At 53.1% G+C, this 19,002-nt stretch carries 15 protein-coding genes; 8 read left to right on the plus strand and 7 right to left on the minus strand.

From position 1 onward, the window contains the following. The 4 genes from ACFQUU_RS26720 to pyk form a co-directional block, all read left to right on the plus strand. A partial coding sequence (locus ACFQUU_RS26720) for an ABC transporter permease subunit (RefSeq protein WP_382251279.1) occupies nt 1-413 on the plus strand: 413 nt, incomplete at its 5' end. Nucleotides 414-418: 5 nt separating this feature from the next. After that, nucleotides 419-1,507: an ABC transporter ATP-binding protein gene (locus ACFQUU_RS26725; RefSeq protein ID WP_382251323.1), complete on the plus strand. Its 1,089-nt coding sequence runs from the start codon at nt 419-421 to the stop codon at nt 1,505-1,507. Between the two features lie 379 nt (nt 1,508-1,886). Next, entirely contained in the window at nt 1,887-2,678 is a 792-nt protein-coding gene (locus ACFQUU_RS26730) for a substrate-binding periplasmic protein (RefSeq protein WP_382251282.1), read from the plus strand. A gap of 270 nt (nt 2,679-2,948) precedes the next feature. Continuing rightward, on the plus strand, nt 2,949-4,484 hold the full coding sequence (gene pyk, locus ACFQUU_RS26735) for a pyruvate kinase (RefSeq protein WP_382251285.1): 1,536 nt from the start codon (nt 2,949-2,951) through the stop codon (nt 4,482-4,484). A 441-nt stretch (nt 4,485-4,925) separates the two neighbouring features. Here pyk and ACFQUU_RS26740 read toward each other — a convergent pair whose 3' ends face one another. Then, a complete protein-coding gene (locus tag ACFQUU_RS26740) occupies nt 4,926-6,659 on the minus strand; it encodes a methyl-accepting chemotaxis protein (protein ID WP_382251288.1) in 1,734 nt (577 codons plus the stop codon). A gap of 752 nt (nt 6,660-7,411) precedes the next feature. Between ACFQUU_RS26740 and ACFQUU_RS26745 the strand changes: the two genes are divergently transcribed. Beyond that, nucleotides 7,412-8,200 (plus strand): 5'-3' exonuclease H3TH domain-containing protein, encoded by a 789-nt coding sequence (locus ACFQUU_RS26745; RefSeq protein WP_382251291.1) that lies wholly within the window; start codon nt 7,412-7,414, stop codon nt 8,198-8,200. Nucleotides 8,201-8,619: 419 nt separating this feature from the next. On the opposite strand, the gene ACFQUU_RS26750 is transcribed toward ACFQUU_RS26745, so the two are convergent. The 4 genes from ACFQUU_RS26750 to ACFQUU_RS26765 all read right to left on the minus strand — a co-directional run bounded on the left by ACFQUU_RS26750 (nt 8,620) and on the right by ACFQUU_RS26765 (nt 14,233). Further along, nucleotides 8,620-9,156, minus strand: coding sequence for a DUF3016 domain-containing protein (locus ACFQUU_RS26750; protein WP_382251293.1), 537 nt, complete (start codon nt 9,154-9,156; stop codon nt 8,620-8,622). A gap of 110 nt (nt 9,157-9,266) precedes the next feature. Beyond that, nucleotides 9,267-10,754, minus strand: a complete 1,488-nt coding sequence (locus ACFQUU_RS26755) for a DUF3482 domain-containing protein (RefSeq protein WP_382251296.1) — start codon at nt 10,752-10,754, stop codon at nt 9,267-9,269. Further along, a complete protein-coding gene (locus ACFQUU_RS26760) occupies nt 10,751-12,229 on the minus strand; it encodes a DUF2868 domain-containing protein (RefSeq protein WP_382251298.1) in 1,479 nt (492 codons plus the stop codon). Before ACFQUU_RS26760 ends, ACFQUU_RS26755 begins: the two co-directional genes overlap by 4 nt. A 279-nt stretch (nt 12,230-12,508) precedes the next feature. Next, entirely contained in the window at nt 12,509-14,233 is a 1,725-nt protein-coding gene (locus tag ACFQUU_RS26765) for a methyl-accepting chemotaxis protein (protein ID WP_382251300.1), read from the minus strand. Nucleotides 14,234-14,675: 442 nt separating this feature from the next. Between ACFQUU_RS26765 and ACFQUU_RS26770 the strand changes: the two genes are divergently transcribed. From ACFQUU_RS26770 to ACFQUU_RS26780, 3 genes are all read left to right on the plus strand, one after another. Then, a complete protein-coding gene (locus ACFQUU_RS26770) occupies nt 14,676-15,002 on the plus strand; it encodes a hypothetical protein (protein WP_382251302.1) in 327 nt (108 codons plus the stop codon). A gap of 543 nt (nt 15,003-15,545) precedes the next feature. Then, nucleotides 15,546-16,274, plus strand: a complete 729-nt coding sequence (locus tag ACFQUU_RS26775) for a family 16 glycosylhydrolase (RefSeq protein ID WP_382251304.1) — start codon at nt 15,546-15,548, stop codon at nt 16,272-16,274. Nucleotides 16,275-16,476: 202 nt separating this feature from the next. Next, nucleotides 16,477-16,896: a DUF1810 domain-containing protein gene (locus ACFQUU_RS26780; RefSeq protein WP_382251306.1), complete on the plus strand. Its 420-nt coding sequence runs from the start codon at nt 16,477-16,479 to the stop codon at nt 16,894-16,896. A gap of 126 nt (nt 16,897-17,022) precedes the next feature. Here ACFQUU_RS26780 and ACFQUU_RS26785 read toward each other — a convergent pair whose 3' ends face one another. Both ACFQUU_RS26785 and ACFQUU_RS26790 read right to left on the minus strand, forming a co-directional pair. Next, on the minus strand, nt 17,023-17,364 hold the full coding sequence (locus ACFQUU_RS26785) for a DUF4148 domain-containing protein (RefSeq protein ID WP_382251309.1): 342 nt from the start codon (nt 17,362-17,364) through the stop codon (nt 17,023-17,025). A gap of 461 nt (nt 17,365-17,825) precedes the next feature. Next, a complete protein-coding gene (locus tag ACFQUU_RS26790; RefSeq protein WP_382251311.1) occupies nt 17,826-18,809 on the minus strand; it encodes a hypothetical protein in 984 nt (327 codons plus the stop codon). Nucleotides 18,810-19,002 lie beyond the last annotated feature (193 nt).

Here is a 19,002-nt window from a genome sequence, read left to right on the forward strand (position 1 = left end):
CGGAAAGCCTGGGCGCGAGCAAGGCCAGCACGATCCGGCGCATCGTGGTGCCGCTGATGGCTGGCGGCATCCTGGCCGGGTTTGTGACCAGCTTCATCACGGCGGCGGTGGAGTTGTCGGCGACGATCCTGCTGACGACGTCGGAATCGCAGGCGCCGATGAGCTACGGGATTTACCTGTACATGCAAAGCGTGGCTGGGCGCGGTCCGGGTGCGGCGATGGGGGTGCTGGCGGTGGTCATTGTGGCGCTGGGCACGTATGCATCGCATGTGATCGTCGAGCGCACTTCCGCACTGACCCGCACACGTCAGGTCGATGACGAAGAACCAGCTGCATTGCCAGAAGTGAAAACCCATACCCCGGCCCCCACGGCCGGACAAATTGCAATCAAGGGAACAGAGGTGACATCATGAAGCAATTGAAAAAGATCGCAGTAGAGTGCAAGAACATCGGGCTGTCGTATGACGGCGGCAAGACGGAAGTCTTGAAGGACATCAACCTGCGCATCGAGCCGGGCGAATTCTTTGCGCTGCTCGGCCCGTCCGGCTCGGGCAAGTCGACGCTGCTGCGGCTGATCGCCGGCTTCAACCAGCACCAGCGCGGCGAACTGCTGGTCGACGGCCGCGACATCACCGGCGTGCCGCCGCATGCGCGCAACATCGGCATGGTGTTCCAGAGCTATGCGCTGTGGCCGCACATGACGATCTGGGACAATGTCGCGTTCGGCCTGGTCGAGCGGCGCGTCGACAAGGCGACCATCCGGCAAAAGGTCGGTGCGGCGCTGGAACTGGTGAGCCTGTCGCAGTATGCGAACCGGCGTCCGAACCAGCTCTCCGGCGGCCAGCAACAGCGGGTGGCGCTGGCACGCACCATCGTGATCGAGCCGCAGGTGCTGCTGCTCGACGAGCCGCTGTCGAACCTGGACAAGAAACTGCGCGTGCAGATGCGTGAAGAGCTTCGGGACTTGCAACGCAAGTTGGGCATTACCACGGTGTTTGTCACGCATGACCAGGAAGAAGCGATGACGACCGCCGACCGGATGGCGGTGATGGACAAGGGCATCGTGCAGCAGCTGGGCACGCCGGCGGCGCTGTTCGACTATCCGGCCAATCCGTTCGTGGCCAACTTCGTCGGTACCACCAATCTCCTGACCGGCGAGATTGACCAGATTAACGGCGACGTCGTACGCTTTAAAGCGCCGGGCATAGGCGAAATGATTTTGCCGAAACATCCTGAAGCCCGCACTGGGCGGATGGCAATCAGCTTCAGGCCTCATACGATCAAGATGCAGGTAGGCGATAGCGTGCGAGACGGTGCTTTCTTGTGGCTAAATGGGGCAGTAGAGCATACTGAGTTTCTTGGAGAATTTACCCGCTATCGTGTGCGAGTCGGGCAATCTCTTGTTACGGCGGACCAGGCACATTTTTCTGGAATGACTCCGTTTGCCGAATCCGCTCCTGTTCGCCTGGGAATAGACGCAACTCAGATTCGGTATTTGCCGGTGTAACGTTGCCGCTTTCTAAGGACGTTGCAGCAGTAGCAGTCATTGCCTTCAATCCGGCGATGACTGCTTGTTAAATTTCCATGGCGGTTGCCATAACTTCAGACTGTCTGCCTCAAGCACATACGATGTGTATGCGCGTGAGCTCAATCGGCAACTGAGTTGAATGAATCAAGTACGACATCAGCTTCTTTCAGAAGAGTCCGGATTGACTTAATGCGGAAAAGCGCCTCAATTTAAATTTCACGCGGTCGCCCGGTACACAACAAATCGACTGCGCGCTCCCATAAAGGTCGGCTCGTAGGGACTAAGCCCCCAGTGTTCATGCGGCTTGACGGCCCCGGATGCTTAATCATCAGACTTACATAATCTTTGTGGGGTCGCCATGATGTCGTCTGTTAAATTGTTGAAGTGGTTGTTTTGTACCATGTGCCTGATAACGGGACACACGGTCGCACGGGCTGTCGAGCTGCGCACTGCAGCGGAGGATAGTGCGCCAAAGTACCTGATGAGAAATGGGGAAATGAGCGGCTTGTGCATCGATATACTAAAAGCCATTGAAGCCGCGGCACCCGACATTAAGTTTACTGGCTATGACCGCTTTTACCCGAAACTCAGGATTGAAGCGAGCCTGGCGAAAGGCGAGCTGGATCTATTCTGCGGAATAGGCCGCACACAAAAACGCAATTTATTGTTTTCGTTTTTAAACACGCCATTGTATTGGACCGAAATGCGCCTTGCGGCCAGAATTGACGATCCCGTCGATAACGTGACGCTCGACGGTTTGAAAGCTGCCAATAAAAACATGATTGTACTTGTCGTACATGGAACGGAACACGTCGATTATCTCCTGCACAACGGTGTAACTAATATTGATGCAGGGGCACATAACACGTATAACAATTTGAATAAGCTCATCGCTGGGCGCGGCCGACTCGCATACCTAACGGATCTGTCTCTGGTACATGAACTGTCGAATAAAAATTTCCATTCAAGGCTACGCATATTGCCTGGAGTGATAAACATCCAGCCGGAGTACCTTGCAATATCGAACACAATCGCTAAAAGTATAAGAGATCGACTGCAGGAAGTGCTCGCACACCTTCATTCACGCGGCGATCTGAAACGACTGCATATGCGTTATATGCAGATCGATGGTCCAGTCCTGCTTCATTAACGCTAAGTCATTAAACGAACTATGCATTGACACCTTTATATTTGGGACGCTTTGGACACATCCATTCAATATAACGTGCTGTACCGTGCTTGCTTGGCACTGTCATTTGCCTTTTCGCTTATCTTTTATAAAAGGATTTAAGCGAATAAGAAAGATTGATGAAGCAAATAATAAATTACGATTAGATCAATTCCTATCGACAATCTATAGTTTGTTTAAAGCACGGCGACTAACTCAGTACGCTACTTTGAGTTTGACAGGGGAATGCACATGAACATCAGGCTTAACGCCCGCCGCGGGCGCAACACCAAGATTTTAGCGACTCTAGGACCAGCAAGCTCTGAGCGTGAAAAAATCCGTGAACTATATGAAAACGGTGCCGACGTATTCCGTCTTAATTTCAGTCACGGAACACATGACGACCATCGCAGGCGTTATGAGGCAATACGTGATCTGGAAAAGGAGATCGGCCGCCCCATTGGTATCCTGCTTGACTTGCAGGGACCCAAACTCAGACTTGGACGATTTGCCGCTGGCAGGGAACAGATTGAAGCCGGCCAGGAATTCCGTTTGGACCTGGACCCAAGTCCGGGTTCTAACAGACGCGCGCCACTGCTGCATCCAGAGATTTTTTCCGCTATCAAGCCGGGGCATGACTTACTCATCGACGACGGAAAGGTACGCCTGCGCATCGTCTCCTGTGGCCATAATTTTGCCGAGACCGTAGCAGTAAATGGAGGCGTCTTGTCCGATCGAAAGGGTGTGAACGTCCCGGGCTCGATTCTGCCGCTTTCTGCATTGACAGAAAAAGATAGGGAAGATCTTGCATTCGGGTTGGAACTGGGAGTGGACTGGATCGCATTGTCATTTGTTCAGTGCCCCGAAGATCTTATTGAGCTAAAGTCAATCGTCAATGGACGAGCGCGCGTCATGGCGAAGCTGGAAAAGCCGTCCGCAATCGAGTTCCTGGATGCCATCATAGAACAAGCCGACGGAATTATGGTTGCGCGTGGAGATCTTGGCGTAGAGCTTCCGGCTGAACAGGTACCGCTACTACAGAAGCGCATTGTGCGTGCGTGCCGCGAAGCAGGGAAGCCAGTGGTGGTTGCCACCCAGATGCTTGAATCCATGATTTCGTCGCCCACGCCGACACGGGCAGAGGCCAGCGATGTGGCAACCGCCGTTTATGACGGTGTTGATGCGGTGATGCTTTCCGCAGAATCCGCGTCCGGTACCTTTCCAATCGAAGCAGTCTCGATGATGGACCGCATCATCAAGGCAGTTGAGAGCGACCCACTGCAACGTAAAATGATGAACGCGGCCAGTCACCGTAAGACCGAAAGCGCAACGGATGCAATCTGCGCAGCCATCCGTACTGTCGCGGACGTGCTACCGGTCGTGGCGACTGTCGCCTATACCTCGTCCGGCGCCACAACACTTCGCGTCGCGCATGAAAGGCCTCGGACGCCGATTTTAAGTCTTACCCCCAATTTGCACGTTTCCCGATGGCTCACCCTTATTTGGGGAATTCACTCGGTTTGTGCACCGGATGTATGCAATATTGAAGAAATGGTCGACAACGCGGTCAGCGCAGCCGAAGTGCATGGCTTTAGTGTTCCAATGTTGCCTTTGGTGGTTGTCGCCGGTACTCCTTTCGGTGTATCCGGTTCGACGAATCTCATGCGCATCGTCTGGCCAAGTTCAGTAGCGGCAAACATCGCCGGGGTTTCGGCGGAAGAAGTCCATGCGAAAACGTCTGGACAAGGATTGCAAATGCGAGATCCGTATTTTGAATTTGCGAACTAATAAGCGTCGTCTAGAGAAAGCGGAACTTGTTCATATGGATTAAGGAAAGCGCGGAAGGAATTAAACCGGTGCCCGTTTTTAGAACGCACATAGCGGCTTTCCTGCATTCCTCTTCACCTGTTGTCTCCTTGGGCCTACGCCCTCTTTGCCCTTCTACGAGAAGGGCTTTTTTTTTGGGTAGAGGAGAAGGCTCGAAAGAGATAGTCCGAAATTTTCAGTGGAAGATTAGTCCAAACATTTGCACTATGAGGAACCACGGTTGCTGCCGATGCGTCAGTAGTAATCGTACTCAATAGGCGAGCGCTGAGTCTTCAACATCTCCGGACCAGCTTCTGTCAGCACATAGCGGCTCTAAACGTTATTGATCCTGGAACTATGGTTGACAATAAACTCACTCACCATGCATGCCATGGCGTCCTATCATGCGTCGGCAACAGCCGGTCAGAACTCTTCCCAGTCTTCACCGCCCGGCGCCGCGGCGCCGGCAATCTTTTTGCGCGCGGGCGCGACGCGACGTTGCGGTGCGACCTGTGCGGTGCGGGTGCGCGACATCGGTGCAGCCGTCGTTCTGGCAATCGGCGCCCGCTCTGCCACTACCATCGCCTGATAATCTTCCGTCTTAAAGATGCTGACGACCTGTGCCAGCCTGGCGGCCTGGTCCTGCATCGATTCCGCCGCGGCTGCCGCTTGTTCCACCAGTGCGGCATTCTGTTGCGTCACCTGATCCATGTGTCCGATCGCCTGGTTGACCTGCTCGATGCCTGTGCTTTGCTCCTGGCTGGCGGCCGCAATTTCCGCAATGATGTCGGTTACTCGTTTCACGCTTTCGACGATTTCGTTCATCGTCGCGCCGGCCTCGGTCACCAGCTTGCTGCCGGTATCCACTTTTTCAACCGAGTCACCGATCAGCGTTTTGATTTCCTTGGCGGCTGCGGCCGAGCGCTGCGCCAGGCTCCGCACTTCGCTGGCGACGACGGCAAAGCCGCGCCCCTGTTCGCCGGCACGCGCCGCTTCGACTGCGGCATTCAAGGCCAGGATATTGGTTTGAAACGCAATGCCATCGATGACGCTGATGATGTCGACGATCCGTTTCGATGAATCGGTGATCGAGCTCATGGTGTCGACGACCTGCGCGACAACGTCGCCGCCCTTGAGCGCGAAGCTCGATGCGGAACCGGCGAGCTGGTTCGCCTGGCGCGCATTGTCCGCATTTTGTTTGACGGTCGACGTCAGCTCTTCCATCGACGACGCGGTTTCTTCCAGCGAGCCTGCCTGCTGCTCAGTGCGTGACGACAGATCCTTGTTGCCTTCCGAAATTTCACTGGACGCGGTCACAATGGTTTCGGTGCCCGTCCGGACCTGGCTGACGATGTCGGCAATGCTGTCACGCATGGCCTTGATCGCATACAGGAGGCTCGACTGGTCGCCGTCCTTCAGGTTGATCGCGGCGGTCAGGTCGCCTTCGGCGATTTGACGCGTAATGCTCGTTGCGTATGCGGGTTCGCCGCCGAGCTGCTTGAGCAAACCGCGCGAAATGACCACGCCGATCACCAGCAATACGGCGCCGAGCAGTAGCGACGCAATCGAAAACTCGATCAGGCGGCTGAGGATCGCGGCGTCGACCGTATCGACATACACACCGGAGCCGATGATCCAGCCCCATGGCGCAAAGCCCTTCACATAAGACACCTTCTGCACCGGGTCCGCGCTGCCCGGTTTCGGCCACATGTAATGAACGTAACCAGCGTTATTGGCCTTGACCATCTTGACGAACTCAATAAACAGATGCTTGCCGGTGGGATCCTTGTTCGCCGTCAGGTCAGTGCCGTCCAGCTCCGGTTTGATCGGATGCATGATCATGCGCGGATGGAAATCGTTCACCCAAAAATACTCATTGCCGCTATAACGCATCGCCTTGATTGCCTGCAGTGCACTGCGCTTTGCCTCGTCCTCGGATATTTTTCCTTTGTTAGCCAGATCGTGATAGAGCACCAGGATCCCGTGTGCGGTTTCCACCGTCTGCCGCACACTGCCTTTTCGCTCTTCCATAATCAGTTTTCTTTCCGAAAACAGGAAGGTCGCTGTCAGTACGACAATACCGAGAATGGCGCTCAGTGTGAGAAGGCCAAGCTTTTTGGCGATGCTCATTGATTTCGGATTATGCAGGTTTGACATAGGTCTCCTCTATTCGAAGGACGGTTTTGCTGTTTCTGCGCCAGCAAGCCGGGGGCAAGGTAACTAGCCCGATATTATTGCTCACGGGAAATTACAAGATATCGACTACGGAACCATTTGTCTATAGGAATAGCGCTTGTGCGTTTGGCAGATAGCTCGGGGGTGTTACCTTTGTACTGCTATTTGGACGAAATCTGTATAAACGTTTAATTCATCGACGCTAGAGGATTTATGTCCGAAGATCAGCGCGACAGACGGTGATGTCCTGAATTAGAACTTTAACTGCTCAGTATCGTGTCGCAAGTCCGTGGCGGAACGCAAACTATCGTGAACGCCTCAATGGAAATTACAAGTGGTAATAGGAATTTATCGACCGTGCCGAACATCAGGCCAGCTCGCTGGAAGAGACGGTGCCAGCGATGGAGCAACTGGGTGCTACCGTAAGGGAGAACGTCGAGCACATGCACCATGCAAGCCATATCGTTATCTCTGCATCAGGCCTAGCAATTCCGGATAATGTCGTTGTCAATAGTAAAAACCATGACTTCAACTTCCGAGTCGTCAAAGTAAATTGTCGAGATCATCGGCGTGGTTGGCGACATCGCGTTCCAATCCAATATTCTTGTGCCTCATGTTGCGGTTGGAGCACAGCGACGGCGCTGTATACTAGGCGACGGGGAGCGGCCAATGCATTTCATTGTCTCTGAATCGCTTTCTGGGTCGGAATCGGGAACAAGACAGGGAGAATGACAATGGCGACACTTTTGCTTATCGACGGGACTGCGATCCTGCGGCATATTTATGAGATCGGAATCAGCAGTGCTGTTAATGCCAATGTTGACAGCGTACTGAACAATACGCTCGCCTTGTTCAGAAAACTGGTCGACATGCATACGCCAACTCATGTGTTGGCAGTAGTCGATCTGGATGGACCAACGTTTCGACAATCCTTGTCAGCCAGTTATCAACGCAAGACGGCCACTTATCCCGAAGCGTTGAGAGACGCCTTGCCACGTTTTCAGCAGCTGGTGAGGGATGCCGGGATGATGACAGTCAGCGTGCCCAATGCGGAATCCACCGATGTGATTGCGACTGCTGCACAACGCTGGTTAAAGGAGGGCAGGGGCGAGGTGGTGATCGCGTCGAACGACAAGACACACCTGGCACTAGTGTCGCAAGGTGCGCGAATCTGGGACCCGATTCGGCGGGAGTGGCATGGTAGTGAATGGATCGAGAATAAGTACGGTGTGCCCGCAGAGAGCGTCATTGAACTGCTTGCCTTGATGGGGGACAAACATCACGGCATTCCGGGGGTAACAAAAATTGGCATCAAGACCGCAGCCAAATTACTGCGAGCGTATCACTCGTTTGAAGGTGTAATGGCCGGCGCAGGAATCCTTAAAGATACCCTGGGCGAACGGCTAAGAAAAGAGCGCGATCAGGCTTACCTTTCACTGGCGCTAGTGCAGCCCAAAACCGATGTGCAGATCGGGATTACGTGGAAGGCTGTGGCTTATCCCTCGGCTCAGCTTTCTGAGTAATAGCCGGTCGGATTGCTTTTAAAACATGGTTCCAGGCGGTCTTACCTTTGGCATGATGGTTTCTACCCGTGAGTCTATGAATCGCCCTTGCCGCGAATGTAACTTTTTTGCTGTAAGTAGACAAATGCCGATTCAGTGCGTTGCACATTCAACAGACATCTCCCGTTAATACCGTGTTGCTGTAAACCCGATCACCTTAATTTTCTGGCTTGTTAAACCGCTAGCATTCTTGTTGCCTATCGACTATTTCAACGCAGGGCACCACTACGTGGTCAAAATGAACTAACTGCGTGCTGCCGTTAATTCCACGCAATGTGCGAGCAATGCGCAGGTGGGGGCGGTACCTTAATGTGTCAGCAACGTGCAGACGTGAGAGGTAGGTAAGTCACCCTTCAAAGCGGCAGGCACAGCGATGTGCATTATCCTCCGCGCGGCTTGCCCGGTTGGCAAAAACGCGTTTCAAACCATCGCGTCAACATTGCTCTTTCATACGGTAATGGAGTACCTGCGAAGGTTGCGCTTCGAGCCGCATAACTGTTCGACAGATAGTTCATATCATTGATTTTCTCGCGCGCCTCCAACGTACTCCCGCGTTCATCGCGCAGTACATAAGAGAGCTCCATACGCGGCCATGTCACCTCGCGCATGACTCGCAAGTCACGACGTCCTGCGCCATGCCACCATTCAACCTGACCGGCAAGGTCGATATCGTGGATCTGCACGTCCAGAGTCTGCGAACTCTGCAGGCATTGCATCGCCAAACTTTGCAGGTGGTTTGTTATGGTCTGCAACACCACGGGATCCGGTCCTGCAAAATTGGCTTTTAGCTGGGAATCCGTGAAAGTGTCCGGATGCATAAAACGCACTTGAACTTCTGCTGCGCAGGCTTGAGCACCGGATAGCAACAGGACGAGCAGGACGGGGATCAATGTATGGAAGCGATGAGGGGAATTCATGCTCGTTCTCCCGAAGCATGGACTCAGATTAGATCCGTAGCAGGCGGTATGGTTCTTCCATGACCGGAGGTTGACGTAAAGACCTCATACGGGCAACAGGCCTCAAATAGTCAGTGCGGGTAAAGTTTTTTCAGGACATCCAGGATCATCTGGGCTAATGCGCTGGCAAGCGAAGCTTCCACTTCGTATTGCGGCCGGTCTGGATTAACCATGCTTACCGTATTGCCATTGCGCGCATCTCGCCATGCGTCGGTCAATTTCTTTTCATTCGAAGCCACAACATCTTCCACTTCTTTTTGCCAAAACGCTGGCGCTTCGCTTTCAACAAAATTGCCGCGCCCACGGCCAAAATGCGCAACAGCCAGATAGCGCAAGAGGCTCGTCACTACCAAGGTGCGCAGAAAGTCGTCAGAGAACTGGACCTTTGGTTCGTTGCGCTCGGTCTGCGTATTGAATGCCCACGCAGCGCCAGTAAATGTGAGTGCTCCTATGAGTGCGCCGACCAATGCGCCGGCGCCAAATGTCAGGCCACCTGACAACAGATCGGCTGACACCCCGGTGGTCGCCCCAGACACCAGCGCACCAATCAAACCCGCCTGCTTCGTATCGACGGGTGCACGTACGACGACACACTGGCTTACCCGTTCATTGATTTTGGCGGCGGCGCCGGCATCGAGCCGATATATCTTGAGTAGCGCCGTTGTGGCCGCCAATATGCGCTCGTTTAATCGCGTCATCAACACATTCATCGCCTTGTTGACATACGCGGCCTCGCGTTGCTTGCCCATACCGATCACCTTCAGTACCGAGCCAACGATTGGTCTGCCACCGGTCTCGACGATCTCACTGTCACGTGCGGCGGCAATCAGGTGGTCTGCAATGAGCCGGGTCGCGGCATGCAGGCGTTCTTCGTTCTGCTGTTCCCATTCCTGCAGCAGCCGAGCATACGCAGGTTGCTGAGCAGGAGCGATCAGATCCCCGACCGCCTCGAAAAACACACGCTCATGTATCCAGCAACGCGCAAAGGCATCAAGCGCAATCACTTTTTTTACCACGGGATAATCAGCAAGAAAGTCTTTCCAGCGCTGCTGCTCCGCCGTTTCTTCCGCGGCGGGTCGTGGCCGACCCATCTGATTGAGCAAAACGACAACTGGCTTATCCAGCCACTGGAGGATCTTCATCTCCGGTATCAGGTAACCCGTGTCGCGCGGGTCTTCTGACGAATTGACTAAATAGAGCACAACGTCCGCGGCATCGCGCGCCGTTCTCATAGCCTGCTGGCTTAACCAGAATGGTCGGTCACGATAGCGGTCGATGATTTCACGCAAGAACCATCCGATAGGATTGTCCGAAAAACTCAAGCGCTTTAACAGGCGTACCGAATCGCCGAAGCCAGGTGTGTCCCACAGTTCGAGTTTGTCGCCGGCGTCCGTTGTCAGCAAAGCGTGGGACTCGGAGCTCACGGTGACATGCGGCGCGTCACGCACCTCGCCTACATCCATGCCAAGCAGCGTACGGGTAAGGGTAGTCTTACCCGCATTGGTATGCGAGATCAGGGCAAGCTGGATCCTGTTATTCGTTGGCGTTTCGTTCATCATGCGCGGGACCTGGCGGTTAATCCACGTTCAATGTCTTCTGCCCTGGCAAGTGGATTGAGCAGATTAACCACGACGGCTACCGTCTGATGTAGCTCGCAGAACTGAGTCCATAAGGCGATCCGCTCCCGGATGCGTTGATCGCCGCCAGTCTGGCCACCTACTCGCTCAAGGTAAGCAGATTCATCAATCAGCGCAAGCGGCCGTCCTTTGAACGTGCCTGCAAGAAGGTCGAGAAATGCGCCGTGATTCTCGTTCTCTGGTGTCGCGTTCAAATTAAACAGCACGACAGTCAGTGCAGCATCAGCGCTATCCGATTTAAGCGCGTTCATGGCGTCATGCGGGCTTTCACCATAGGCGGTAGATGGACGCAGCATGACGCGTGAGTTATCGCCGAGCAGCATTTGCGCCACGATCAAAAGATTCTTGTCGCGGGTTTCGTCGATCGTAAAACTATACGGCAAGACCCGCAGCACGGCTGTTTCAGACTTGCCGATTTTGCTGGTCAGCTTGCGGTAATACGGCTGCGTCAGGTCAATTGGGAAATGCCGGGCGAGCTTGCGTTCCTTGTGTCGCGCAAGCAGTGACAAGGCAAGGCGCGGAACAATGACGATCAAAAAAAGTGTCGCGGCATAAAGATGCACCCAACGTGCCCCATCCGCGGGCGACAAGGAATGCGTCCCTTCGAGCGCCCTGACATCCGCAATCGAAAATCCTTGCAACGGAAAAATCAGCATGGCCGGTGCAAATATGAAGGAGAGCAGGGCGTGTAGTTGTTCTGCGTTCAGAAAGGTACTTTCCCAGCCAGTACGATATTGCGATAGGAGTCCGCGCGCATACAAGGAAAGCACAGCGCCCAAAGCGAACAACGCGGCACTGAAATGCACATAGCGCTTGAATCGCGCCAAAGCAAGCGGCATGCTCAACCGTGTCCACTCCTCGCCAAACTGGGTCGCTGCCGCAGTCAAGGTAGCCGGCAACTTTCGTGGCAAGCTCAACCTGCCTGTCGATAGCGATGACAGCATACCGGCGTACGGCACTCTGGACTTTAATGCAGGGATGAACGGCCAGACCAGCAATGCAACATATGTAAACACATTCCAGGCAAGGATCAGCAACAAGGGAGCCGACAACAAGTCGACCCGGTGCGGGTCCGCAATGCGGTCAATCGCAAAGCCGGATATCAAGGCAATCAGGGGCATCGCCACGCCCAACATAGTCCATCGATAGCGTCCGCCCAGCAGTCTCGAAAAACCGGGATGGCGCTCCGCGACTTTCTTTAACACCTGTTCGGCGCGTTTCTCCAGAAAGGTTTCCGGCGATATCGCTTCACCCTTTTCTGCGGCCTGCCACTGCGCAAGTTCGTTTGCACTGCGGCTCGCATACTGCCGATCTTCATCCGTTAGTATTCGACGTTCATGATCCGCATGTTCAATGGCCGACATCAGGACAACGGACCGCGAGACCTCTTCGTTCATGTTTATCCCTATGCAGTATCAATATGCCATCATATATTGCAGACTGAAAAAATCGTTAGTGGTTTCATAATAGGTTTGAAGCTTAGCCTTGGACAGCCATGGCATCAAATGCCAAAAATCTCGTCTTTCATTAACATGGAAAGCGAGCAGCGCGATAGTTTACCTGCATAAACAAATTCCCCTGGGAGAAACAATCTCGCAGGGGAATCACTATACACCTCGGTGTCCCACGGCCGTGTTTGCATCAAGCCGTGCTGCCAACTTGCATTCAATAACCCATCAAAACTCTTCCCAGTCATCCTTCGCGGACGTCATGGCGACACGTCGTGGTGATGAGATGGCAGGCTTGGCGGAGTGCGATACGACGGCCTCTTTTTTTACGCGTGGCACCGCAGGAACAACACGTTGGGACGTAGTTAATTGCGCTTTACCGAATTGGTCGGGCAGCTGCTGCATGCTCTCGATCTTAAATACACTCACAACCTCTGACAGCTTGCCAGCTTGTTCCTGCATGGCTGCCGCCGCCGCGGCAGCCTCTTCCACCAGTGCCGCATTTTGCTGCGTTACTTCATCCATCTGATTAATGGCCAGGTTGATTTGCTCGATGCCGGCAGTCTGTTCCTGACTTGCAGCCGTAATTTCCGCCATGATATCCGTGACACGCTTAACGCTGTCGACGATTTCCGTCATGGTGGAGCCGGCCTCATTGACTAGCTTGCTGCCGTTTTCGACTTTCTCGACAGAGTCGCCAATCAGGGATTTGATTTCCTTCGCCGCAGCGGCGGACCGTTGGGCGAGATTACGTACTTCGCTTGCGACGACAGCAAAGCCCCTTCCTTGTTCGCCGGCACGCGCTGCTTCAACGGCCGCGTTGAGTGCCAGGATATTGGTCTGGAAAGCAATACCGTCGATGACGCCGATAATATCCACGATCTTCGCTGCGGAGTCATTGATTTCGTGCATGGTCCCGACTACCTGAAGGATCACCTCACCGCCTTTGGCAGCCACACCCGACGCCGCTTCCGCCAGCGAGTTGGCCTGACGGGCGTTGTCGGCATTTTGTTTGACGGTTGAGGTCAGCTCTTCCATGGACGACGCAGTCTCTTCCAGCGAACTGGCCTGCTGTTCAGTGCGCGAGGACAAATCCTGGTTGCCGCTGGCAATCTGTGTGGAAGCAGACGCGATCGTGTCAGTACCGGCACGTACCTGGGCGACGACGGTGGACAGACTTTCACGCATTTTCTTCATGGCATACAGCAAGCTCGATTGGTCACCCGCCTTGGTCTGCACATCCACACTGAGGTCGCCTGCAGCAACTTTTGCTGCAATTTCCGCTGCGTAGTGCGGTTCACCGCCCAATTGCCTGGTCAGGTTGCGTGTCACCAGGAGGCCAAGCGCAATGCCGGCGGCAAGGCTGCAAAGCACGAGTGCGCTCATTAGTGCGAAACTCGATTCGTACAGTGTGGAAGTTTCCTCCGATGCCGTCTTTGCACGCGCTTCCTTCTGCTTTGCCAATTCGGCGAGCAAGTTGTCCAGTGTGTTGGCGTAGTGACGCGTGGTCTCAAGCTCCTTTTTGAGTTCTTCGCTATATGACTGAAGGCTCTCTTTACTGGCCAACGCCAGCGCTTTCGCCATTTCCTTTTCGTAGTTTTCCGAGGCCTGAGCGTACTGTGCAAATATCTGTTTTGCTCTTTCGGTAACAAAAAGGGGTTTTGCCTTGTCCAGGTTGTCGTTCACCTGTCCTAAATACTTCTTGATATTGGCCGTATTGAGATCGCGCTCTTCGGCGGTCATCGACAACAGAACATTTCCACGGGCACGGCCGGCGTAGATAAGATTAATGTTTGCGTCCTTAATGTACGACAAGCCGAGAAGCTCGTTATGGTACATCTCGGCAGCTTTGTCATTCATACGACCCATGCTGTATATCCCGATCACCGCAACGACCGCACCCAGGATGGCTATGCAAAGAAAGCCGAGAATCAGTTTTGTTCCTACTTTCATGTTCTGCATATGATTTTTCAAAAAAGTTATGACCTGTCAGGTCGGACCTAATCACGAATCAGGGAAAGTTGGTTACTCCAGATCACCAACCAACCCGTTCGCCGTTGCAATATTACGTACGATTTCGTACATTGTGGATGCAAAAGTACCAACTTTTATGAAAAATATTTCTTTTGTGTAACGTTGATCTAGATCCAGATTGCCATATATTTGGGCAAAGTAAGAAGTTTGACTGCTTTAGTGGCTTGTTCTAATTTCTTAAAGCTGGAAAAGCATGCCGGACTGGTTGCTATCTTCTGGCCAAACCGCCGTAAGATAAGCGGCAAGCCTTGCAATTAAGGAGCCTGCGCTTCACTAAGTAGTCGATATGCCTGCGTAAGTATCCCTAATTCATATAGAACTTCTTGTCGATATTCTTATCGGACGTGAAATCGGAGGGGATATGGGAGCAACTGACACTTCCTTCAGAAGCAGGGATCTGCTCGCGCTGAAACAAACCGTGTGCCAGGAATTGGCCAGGGTCACGGACACTATAGGCTGCCTGCAACATCGTCAACAACTTGAGATTGCACCAGACTTGTCGACGGGAGATCTGCTTGAAATATTTTACGAAGAACGTGGTCGGCTTATCCGACAGCTGCAGGCGATTGATGAAAGCCTCTTAAACTTAAGGGGCGGGCCGACTCAAGATGTGCTTGAGCAAAACAGGCAAACCGAGCGATGGCGCAACGCGCTGCAAACAAAGCACTCTGCGGCCCATACACGGTAACTCGTGCTGTCGATGCATTGCTAGTGTGCAGGGTTGTGACGAATCACAATAGACGTAGTGACACCCTTGGTATGCTTCACCTGTGCCACTTATGACTGGCGTTATGTTGCGGCACAAAGGGTCTGGCTTTTCTGAAGCCAGACCCTTTTCTTTTGTAACGACGCAATGTTCTTGATTGCCGGAGCAAGCAATTGATACTTCTATCTGCGGTAGCGAGCCGTGTTTTTGGTCATTGATTTTGCAAGCAATCAACGAAGCTTGCTATCCAACAAGGATTCGTTGTTGAAAGACTCTTTATGTTGGCGGCTTCAACAAGATTTTCTCTCGAATTGTATTTTTAAATAGTCGGAACCATCATAACTGATCTCTATCGAACACGATTTTTTTGATTGGAAGATAAGTATGGTTCTTAAACCACAGGTAACAGCCAGATCATCCCTAACAATAATAGGGCTCACCGCGTTTCTTAGCGCCTGTGGAGGGAGTTCAACAGACAGTATCGTTAGTACTTCGCCGTCTACTTCAAAGGTTTTTGCGGAAGTCGTGTCGTCGAACGGAAGTTCACCCACTGCCTCGGGCGGTCCTGCAGGTCAAGACGGTGGACAGTATGAACTGACATTTGTCGACGAATTCAATGGCGAGCTGAATCGCAATGTCTGGCGCACCGATCGTACTGACACTGAATCATCGACCACAAATTTCGCAACGCGGAACGGTGCACTCAAAATCTGGCCGCAACGTGGAAGCAATGGTGAATTCTTCAACCGGACCCTGGATACGGATGGTCGGTTTGCCCAGAAATACGGCTATTTCGAGATCGAAGCAAAACTTCCAAAAGGCAAGGGCGTATGGCCTGCATTTTGGCTATTCAACCAGATCGGTGAGCGGCGCCCGGAGATTGATATCCTCGAAGCCTATCCGGGCGGTGAAGCACCTTGGGGAAAACCCGACGCCGATGGCATTCCGGTTCCAATGATGTATGCGCCGGTCACCTGGACCGACCGAGGCGAACGTGCAGGTTATGCCAAAGTGGAAACACCTGACCTGTCAGCCGGCTTTCATCGTTACGGCCTGAAGTGGGAACCAAACCGGCAGACCTTCTACTTTGATGGTCGCGAAGTTTTTTCACATGAAGTCACAGTGTCCGAACCCTTGTATCTCATCGTTGATCTCTGGTTTGGCAGTGCAAGCGGCCAACCGAACGATCGGACGCCAACGGGAGAATCAAATGCGTTTGAAGTGAACTACGTTAAAGCGTGGCAGTTCAAATAGACATTAGTGGTTCACGCTAGTTCTTACGTTGCATAGGATGGGCATGGACGGTCTGGCCGATTTCTGGGAATGTAGTTCCGGCGACATTGCTCAGAGTAGACCTGTTCACCGCCCATCAATGCATCAGCAATGAGTTATCGCTTCGTGAACGGCGCATTCCCGCATAGGAGGCAAATCCGTTCACAACATCAGGGAAGAAAATATGAGCGATCCCTACAACTTGCAGAGATTCGTGGCTGCGCAGGAACCGGTCTACAAGACAGTATGCGAGGAACTCAGAGACGGGTCCAAGCGCAGTCACTGGATGTGGTTTATCTTTCCGCAAATCCGTGGCCTTGGCCATAGCGATATGGCACAGCGATACGCGATTGCCTCACTTGATGAGGCGCGTGCCTATCTCGATCATGCGCTGCTTGGCAAACACCTGCGTGAATGCTGCTCCATACTACTTGGTCTCAACGCGCATTCCGCAGAGCAGATATTCGGCTATCCGGATTATCTGAAATTACATTCATCGCTAACGCTGTTTGCGCAAATCACAGATGACAAGGACGTGTTTAATCAGTGCATCGTCAAATATTTTGATGGCAAGCCGGATGCCGGTACCTTAGGATTATTGTGACGCTTCGTCGTAATAAGCCTGCCGTACCGCTCCCATCAGAGCCGCAGATTGACAAACTGAATCGGTTAGTATCCCAGTCTATTCTCCTGATCTTGACGCGTAATGGTGGCCTCGGTCTTACATGACTTAACCGCCAAAATAAATATCGTTTGGAGAATCAGCCCGATGCAGCTGCTTGTACTCGCGTAGTTCGGATTTGACCTCTTCGCGCGTCTTTGTGGAATAACGCGATCCGGCGACGCCGTGTGCTCCAATATTTGTGTCACGAAAACCCGTACCATCTGTGACCGGATAGGCTTGGGTACGATCGTTCTCCAGTTCCGAGCGTACTTCTGCACGCGACTTGGTGGACTGGAAATCGCGGAAGGAATCTGCACCATCCAAGATACCGACATCGGCGTGCGCATGGCTTGCAGCGATCATTGCGAAGGCTGCGGTTAGAGTGAATTTCAAGTACGAGGTTTTCATATCAAACTCCTTGCAGGCGACTATGGGTTCGGCCTCGGTTGCAATCGATGCTGCCGGTATGCATGCATCGATTCATGAGGCGTACCCAACATTGCGATGGTCAGCCAATCCGACTCATCGCAGATTTATTATGTAGAAAGTATTGGGCGGCGTGATATGTGGCGAAGGTCTGAAGGACGGCAGGATATATGGGGAAAAGCTTTACATTTATCGTGCAAGCCTTCGGCATACTGATTGCGTGCCGAATGTCCCGGATCCAAAATCCGTCAAAGTAAAAAACTCCTGTCAACAGGAAGATGGCAGTGCGCAGCGATAATGCCAGTACGGGTGTACGGTAAGGACATGCAACGCTGGAAGCGACATGCTGACTGGTGCGTTAAAACCCATGGAGTGGGTGGAATCCAATATATGCCGCTGCAATACGGACTTCAAGTGTAAAGTGCCGCGGTTTTATGCAATGCTCAATGTCTCATTGCGCCAGCAGGACCTTCACTGATGTCTGCTCCACTTGTGGTAGATAAGGGCGTCGACATTGCGTCGGCAGTATGTGCGGTTTTATCCGGCACATTGAAGCGAAAAAGTTGGATCGCACCCGAGACAAAGCGCTGATGCCGTGCTGGGGTGGCTCTGTACCACTTGGTTAGATACTCGTAGAAGCTGGAGGCACGTCCCGCCCGGTCGACATTGAGATAAGAGATTGCACGCCAGTCCGGATTGCTGGTCAGGTAAGGCAGAAAAATAGTCGCTACCAACTCATTCTTTTCACGCAGATAAGGCGTCGAAGCGAGCACCGCGCCATTCGTCCGAAACCACTGCTCGAACGTCAGGTTCGCTGGCAACTGTCTGTGCGGTTCCGACAGTGCCCGCCTGGTGAAAGCCTGCATCGTCGGAACATAGGAGCGCCATTCTGGCAATGGTGGAGATTCCTGCCATGTGAGAGAGAAACGTTTGAGCATGTGCAGAGAAACCGTCTCGCAAAGCATTTCTTCAAACCATTGATGGCGCGCACTGTCTGGCATCGCGTGCTTCTCATACCCCGCCAGTACATGGAACAACTCGTGCGAGAATTCGTAGATGTATTCGGCCCAGCGTTGATCTTTCGCTGCAAGAAGAATCTGGTACTCGTGCCAAGGACCTTTCTGATACAAGACGACTGGCCCACGCTGAGAGGGAGATACAAGCACAGGGTCAAGCGTTTTGCCGGGGAAGTGCGTCATTAATTCGACTGCAACCGCGTTCAAAACCAGTTCGACCTGCCATGTCGGTACATTCCCCCAGCCGGATTCGGCAACACGAATCGATACTTCGCTTGGTAGTGCGGGCTGGCTGCTACTTCTTTTGTGATCTTGCCTCGGCTTCGCATCGGCAGCATGCGCGCCATGCAGATTCAGCAACGATAGCAGGGCGGAAGTCAGAAGTGCAGTGCGTTTTGCGGCGCGTTTCATACGGTCACCTTGCCTTAACCACATTTGTGTAATGTTCAACAGCATCCAGTAAGGGGCAACGAAGTAAGCTATGCTGGTAAGCACCGATTATCCCCGCAGCATGTCGGCGTATTCGTAATATGTCGCTATAAGGAATCAGAGACAATGCAGGAGAGAAGGTTCAGGCCGGGCTAGCCGGACACCGCGGCCGGCG

This window comes from Herbaspirillum sp. GCM10030257 (assembly GCF_042666555.1).
GTDB lineage: Bacteria > Pseudomonadota > Gammaproteobacteria > Burkholderiales > Burkholderiaceae_D > Noviherbaspirillum.

What these genes read in the sequence shown, in the direction of transcription:
- ACFQUU_RS26785 (WP_382251309.1), bottom strand. Translation starts at nt 17,364, where the DNA reads ATGAAAACCTCGTACTTGAAATTCACTCTAACCGCAGCCTTCGCAATG.
- ACFQUU_RS26745 (WP_382251291.1), top strand. Translation starts at nt 7,412, where the DNA reads ATGGCGACACTTTTGCTTATCGACGGGACTGCGATCCTGCGGCATATT.
- ACFQUU_RS26755 (WP_382251296.1), bottom strand. Translation starts at nt 10,754, where the DNA reads ATGATGAACGAAACGCCAACGAATAACAGGATCCAGCTTGCCCTGATC.
- pyk (WP_382251285.1), top strand. Translation starts at nt 2,949, where the DNA reads ATGAACATCAGGCTTAACGCCCGCCGCGGGCGCAACACCAAGATTTTA.
- ACFQUU_RS26750 (WP_382251293.1), bottom strand. Translation starts at nt 9,156, where the DNA reads ATGAATTCCCCTCATCGCTTCCATACATTGATCCCCGTCCTGCTCGTC.
- ACFQUU_RS26790 (WP_382251311.1), bottom strand. Translation starts at nt 18,809, where the DNA reads ATGAAACGCGCCGCAAAACGCACTGCACTTCTGACTTCCGCCCTGCTA.
- ACFQUU_RS26765 (WP_382251300.1), bottom strand. Translation starts at nt 14,233, where the DNA reads ATGAAAGTAGGAACAAAACTGATTCTCGGCTTTCTTTGCATAGCCATC.
- ACFQUU_RS26780 (WP_382251306.1), top strand. Translation starts at nt 16,477, where the DNA reads ATGAGCGATCCCTACAACTTGCAGAGATTCGTGGCTGCGCAGGAACCG.
- ACFQUU_RS26740 (WP_382251288.1), bottom strand. Translation starts at nt 6,659, where the DNA reads ATGTCAAACCTGCATAATCCGAAATCAATGAGCATCGCCAAAAAGCTT.
- ACFQUU_RS26730 (WP_382251282.1), top strand. Translation starts at nt 1,887, where the DNA reads ATGATGTCGTCTGTTAAATTGTTGAAGTGGTTGTTTTGTACCATGTGC.
- ACFQUU_RS26770 (WP_382251302.1), top strand. Translation starts at nt 14,676, where the DNA reads ATGGGAGCAACTGACACTTCCTTCAGAAGCAGGGATCTGCTCGCGCTG.
- ACFQUU_RS26760 (WP_382251298.1), bottom strand. Translation starts at nt 12,229, where the DNA reads ATGAACGAAGAGGTCTCGCGGTCCGTTGTCCTGATGTCGGCCATTGAA.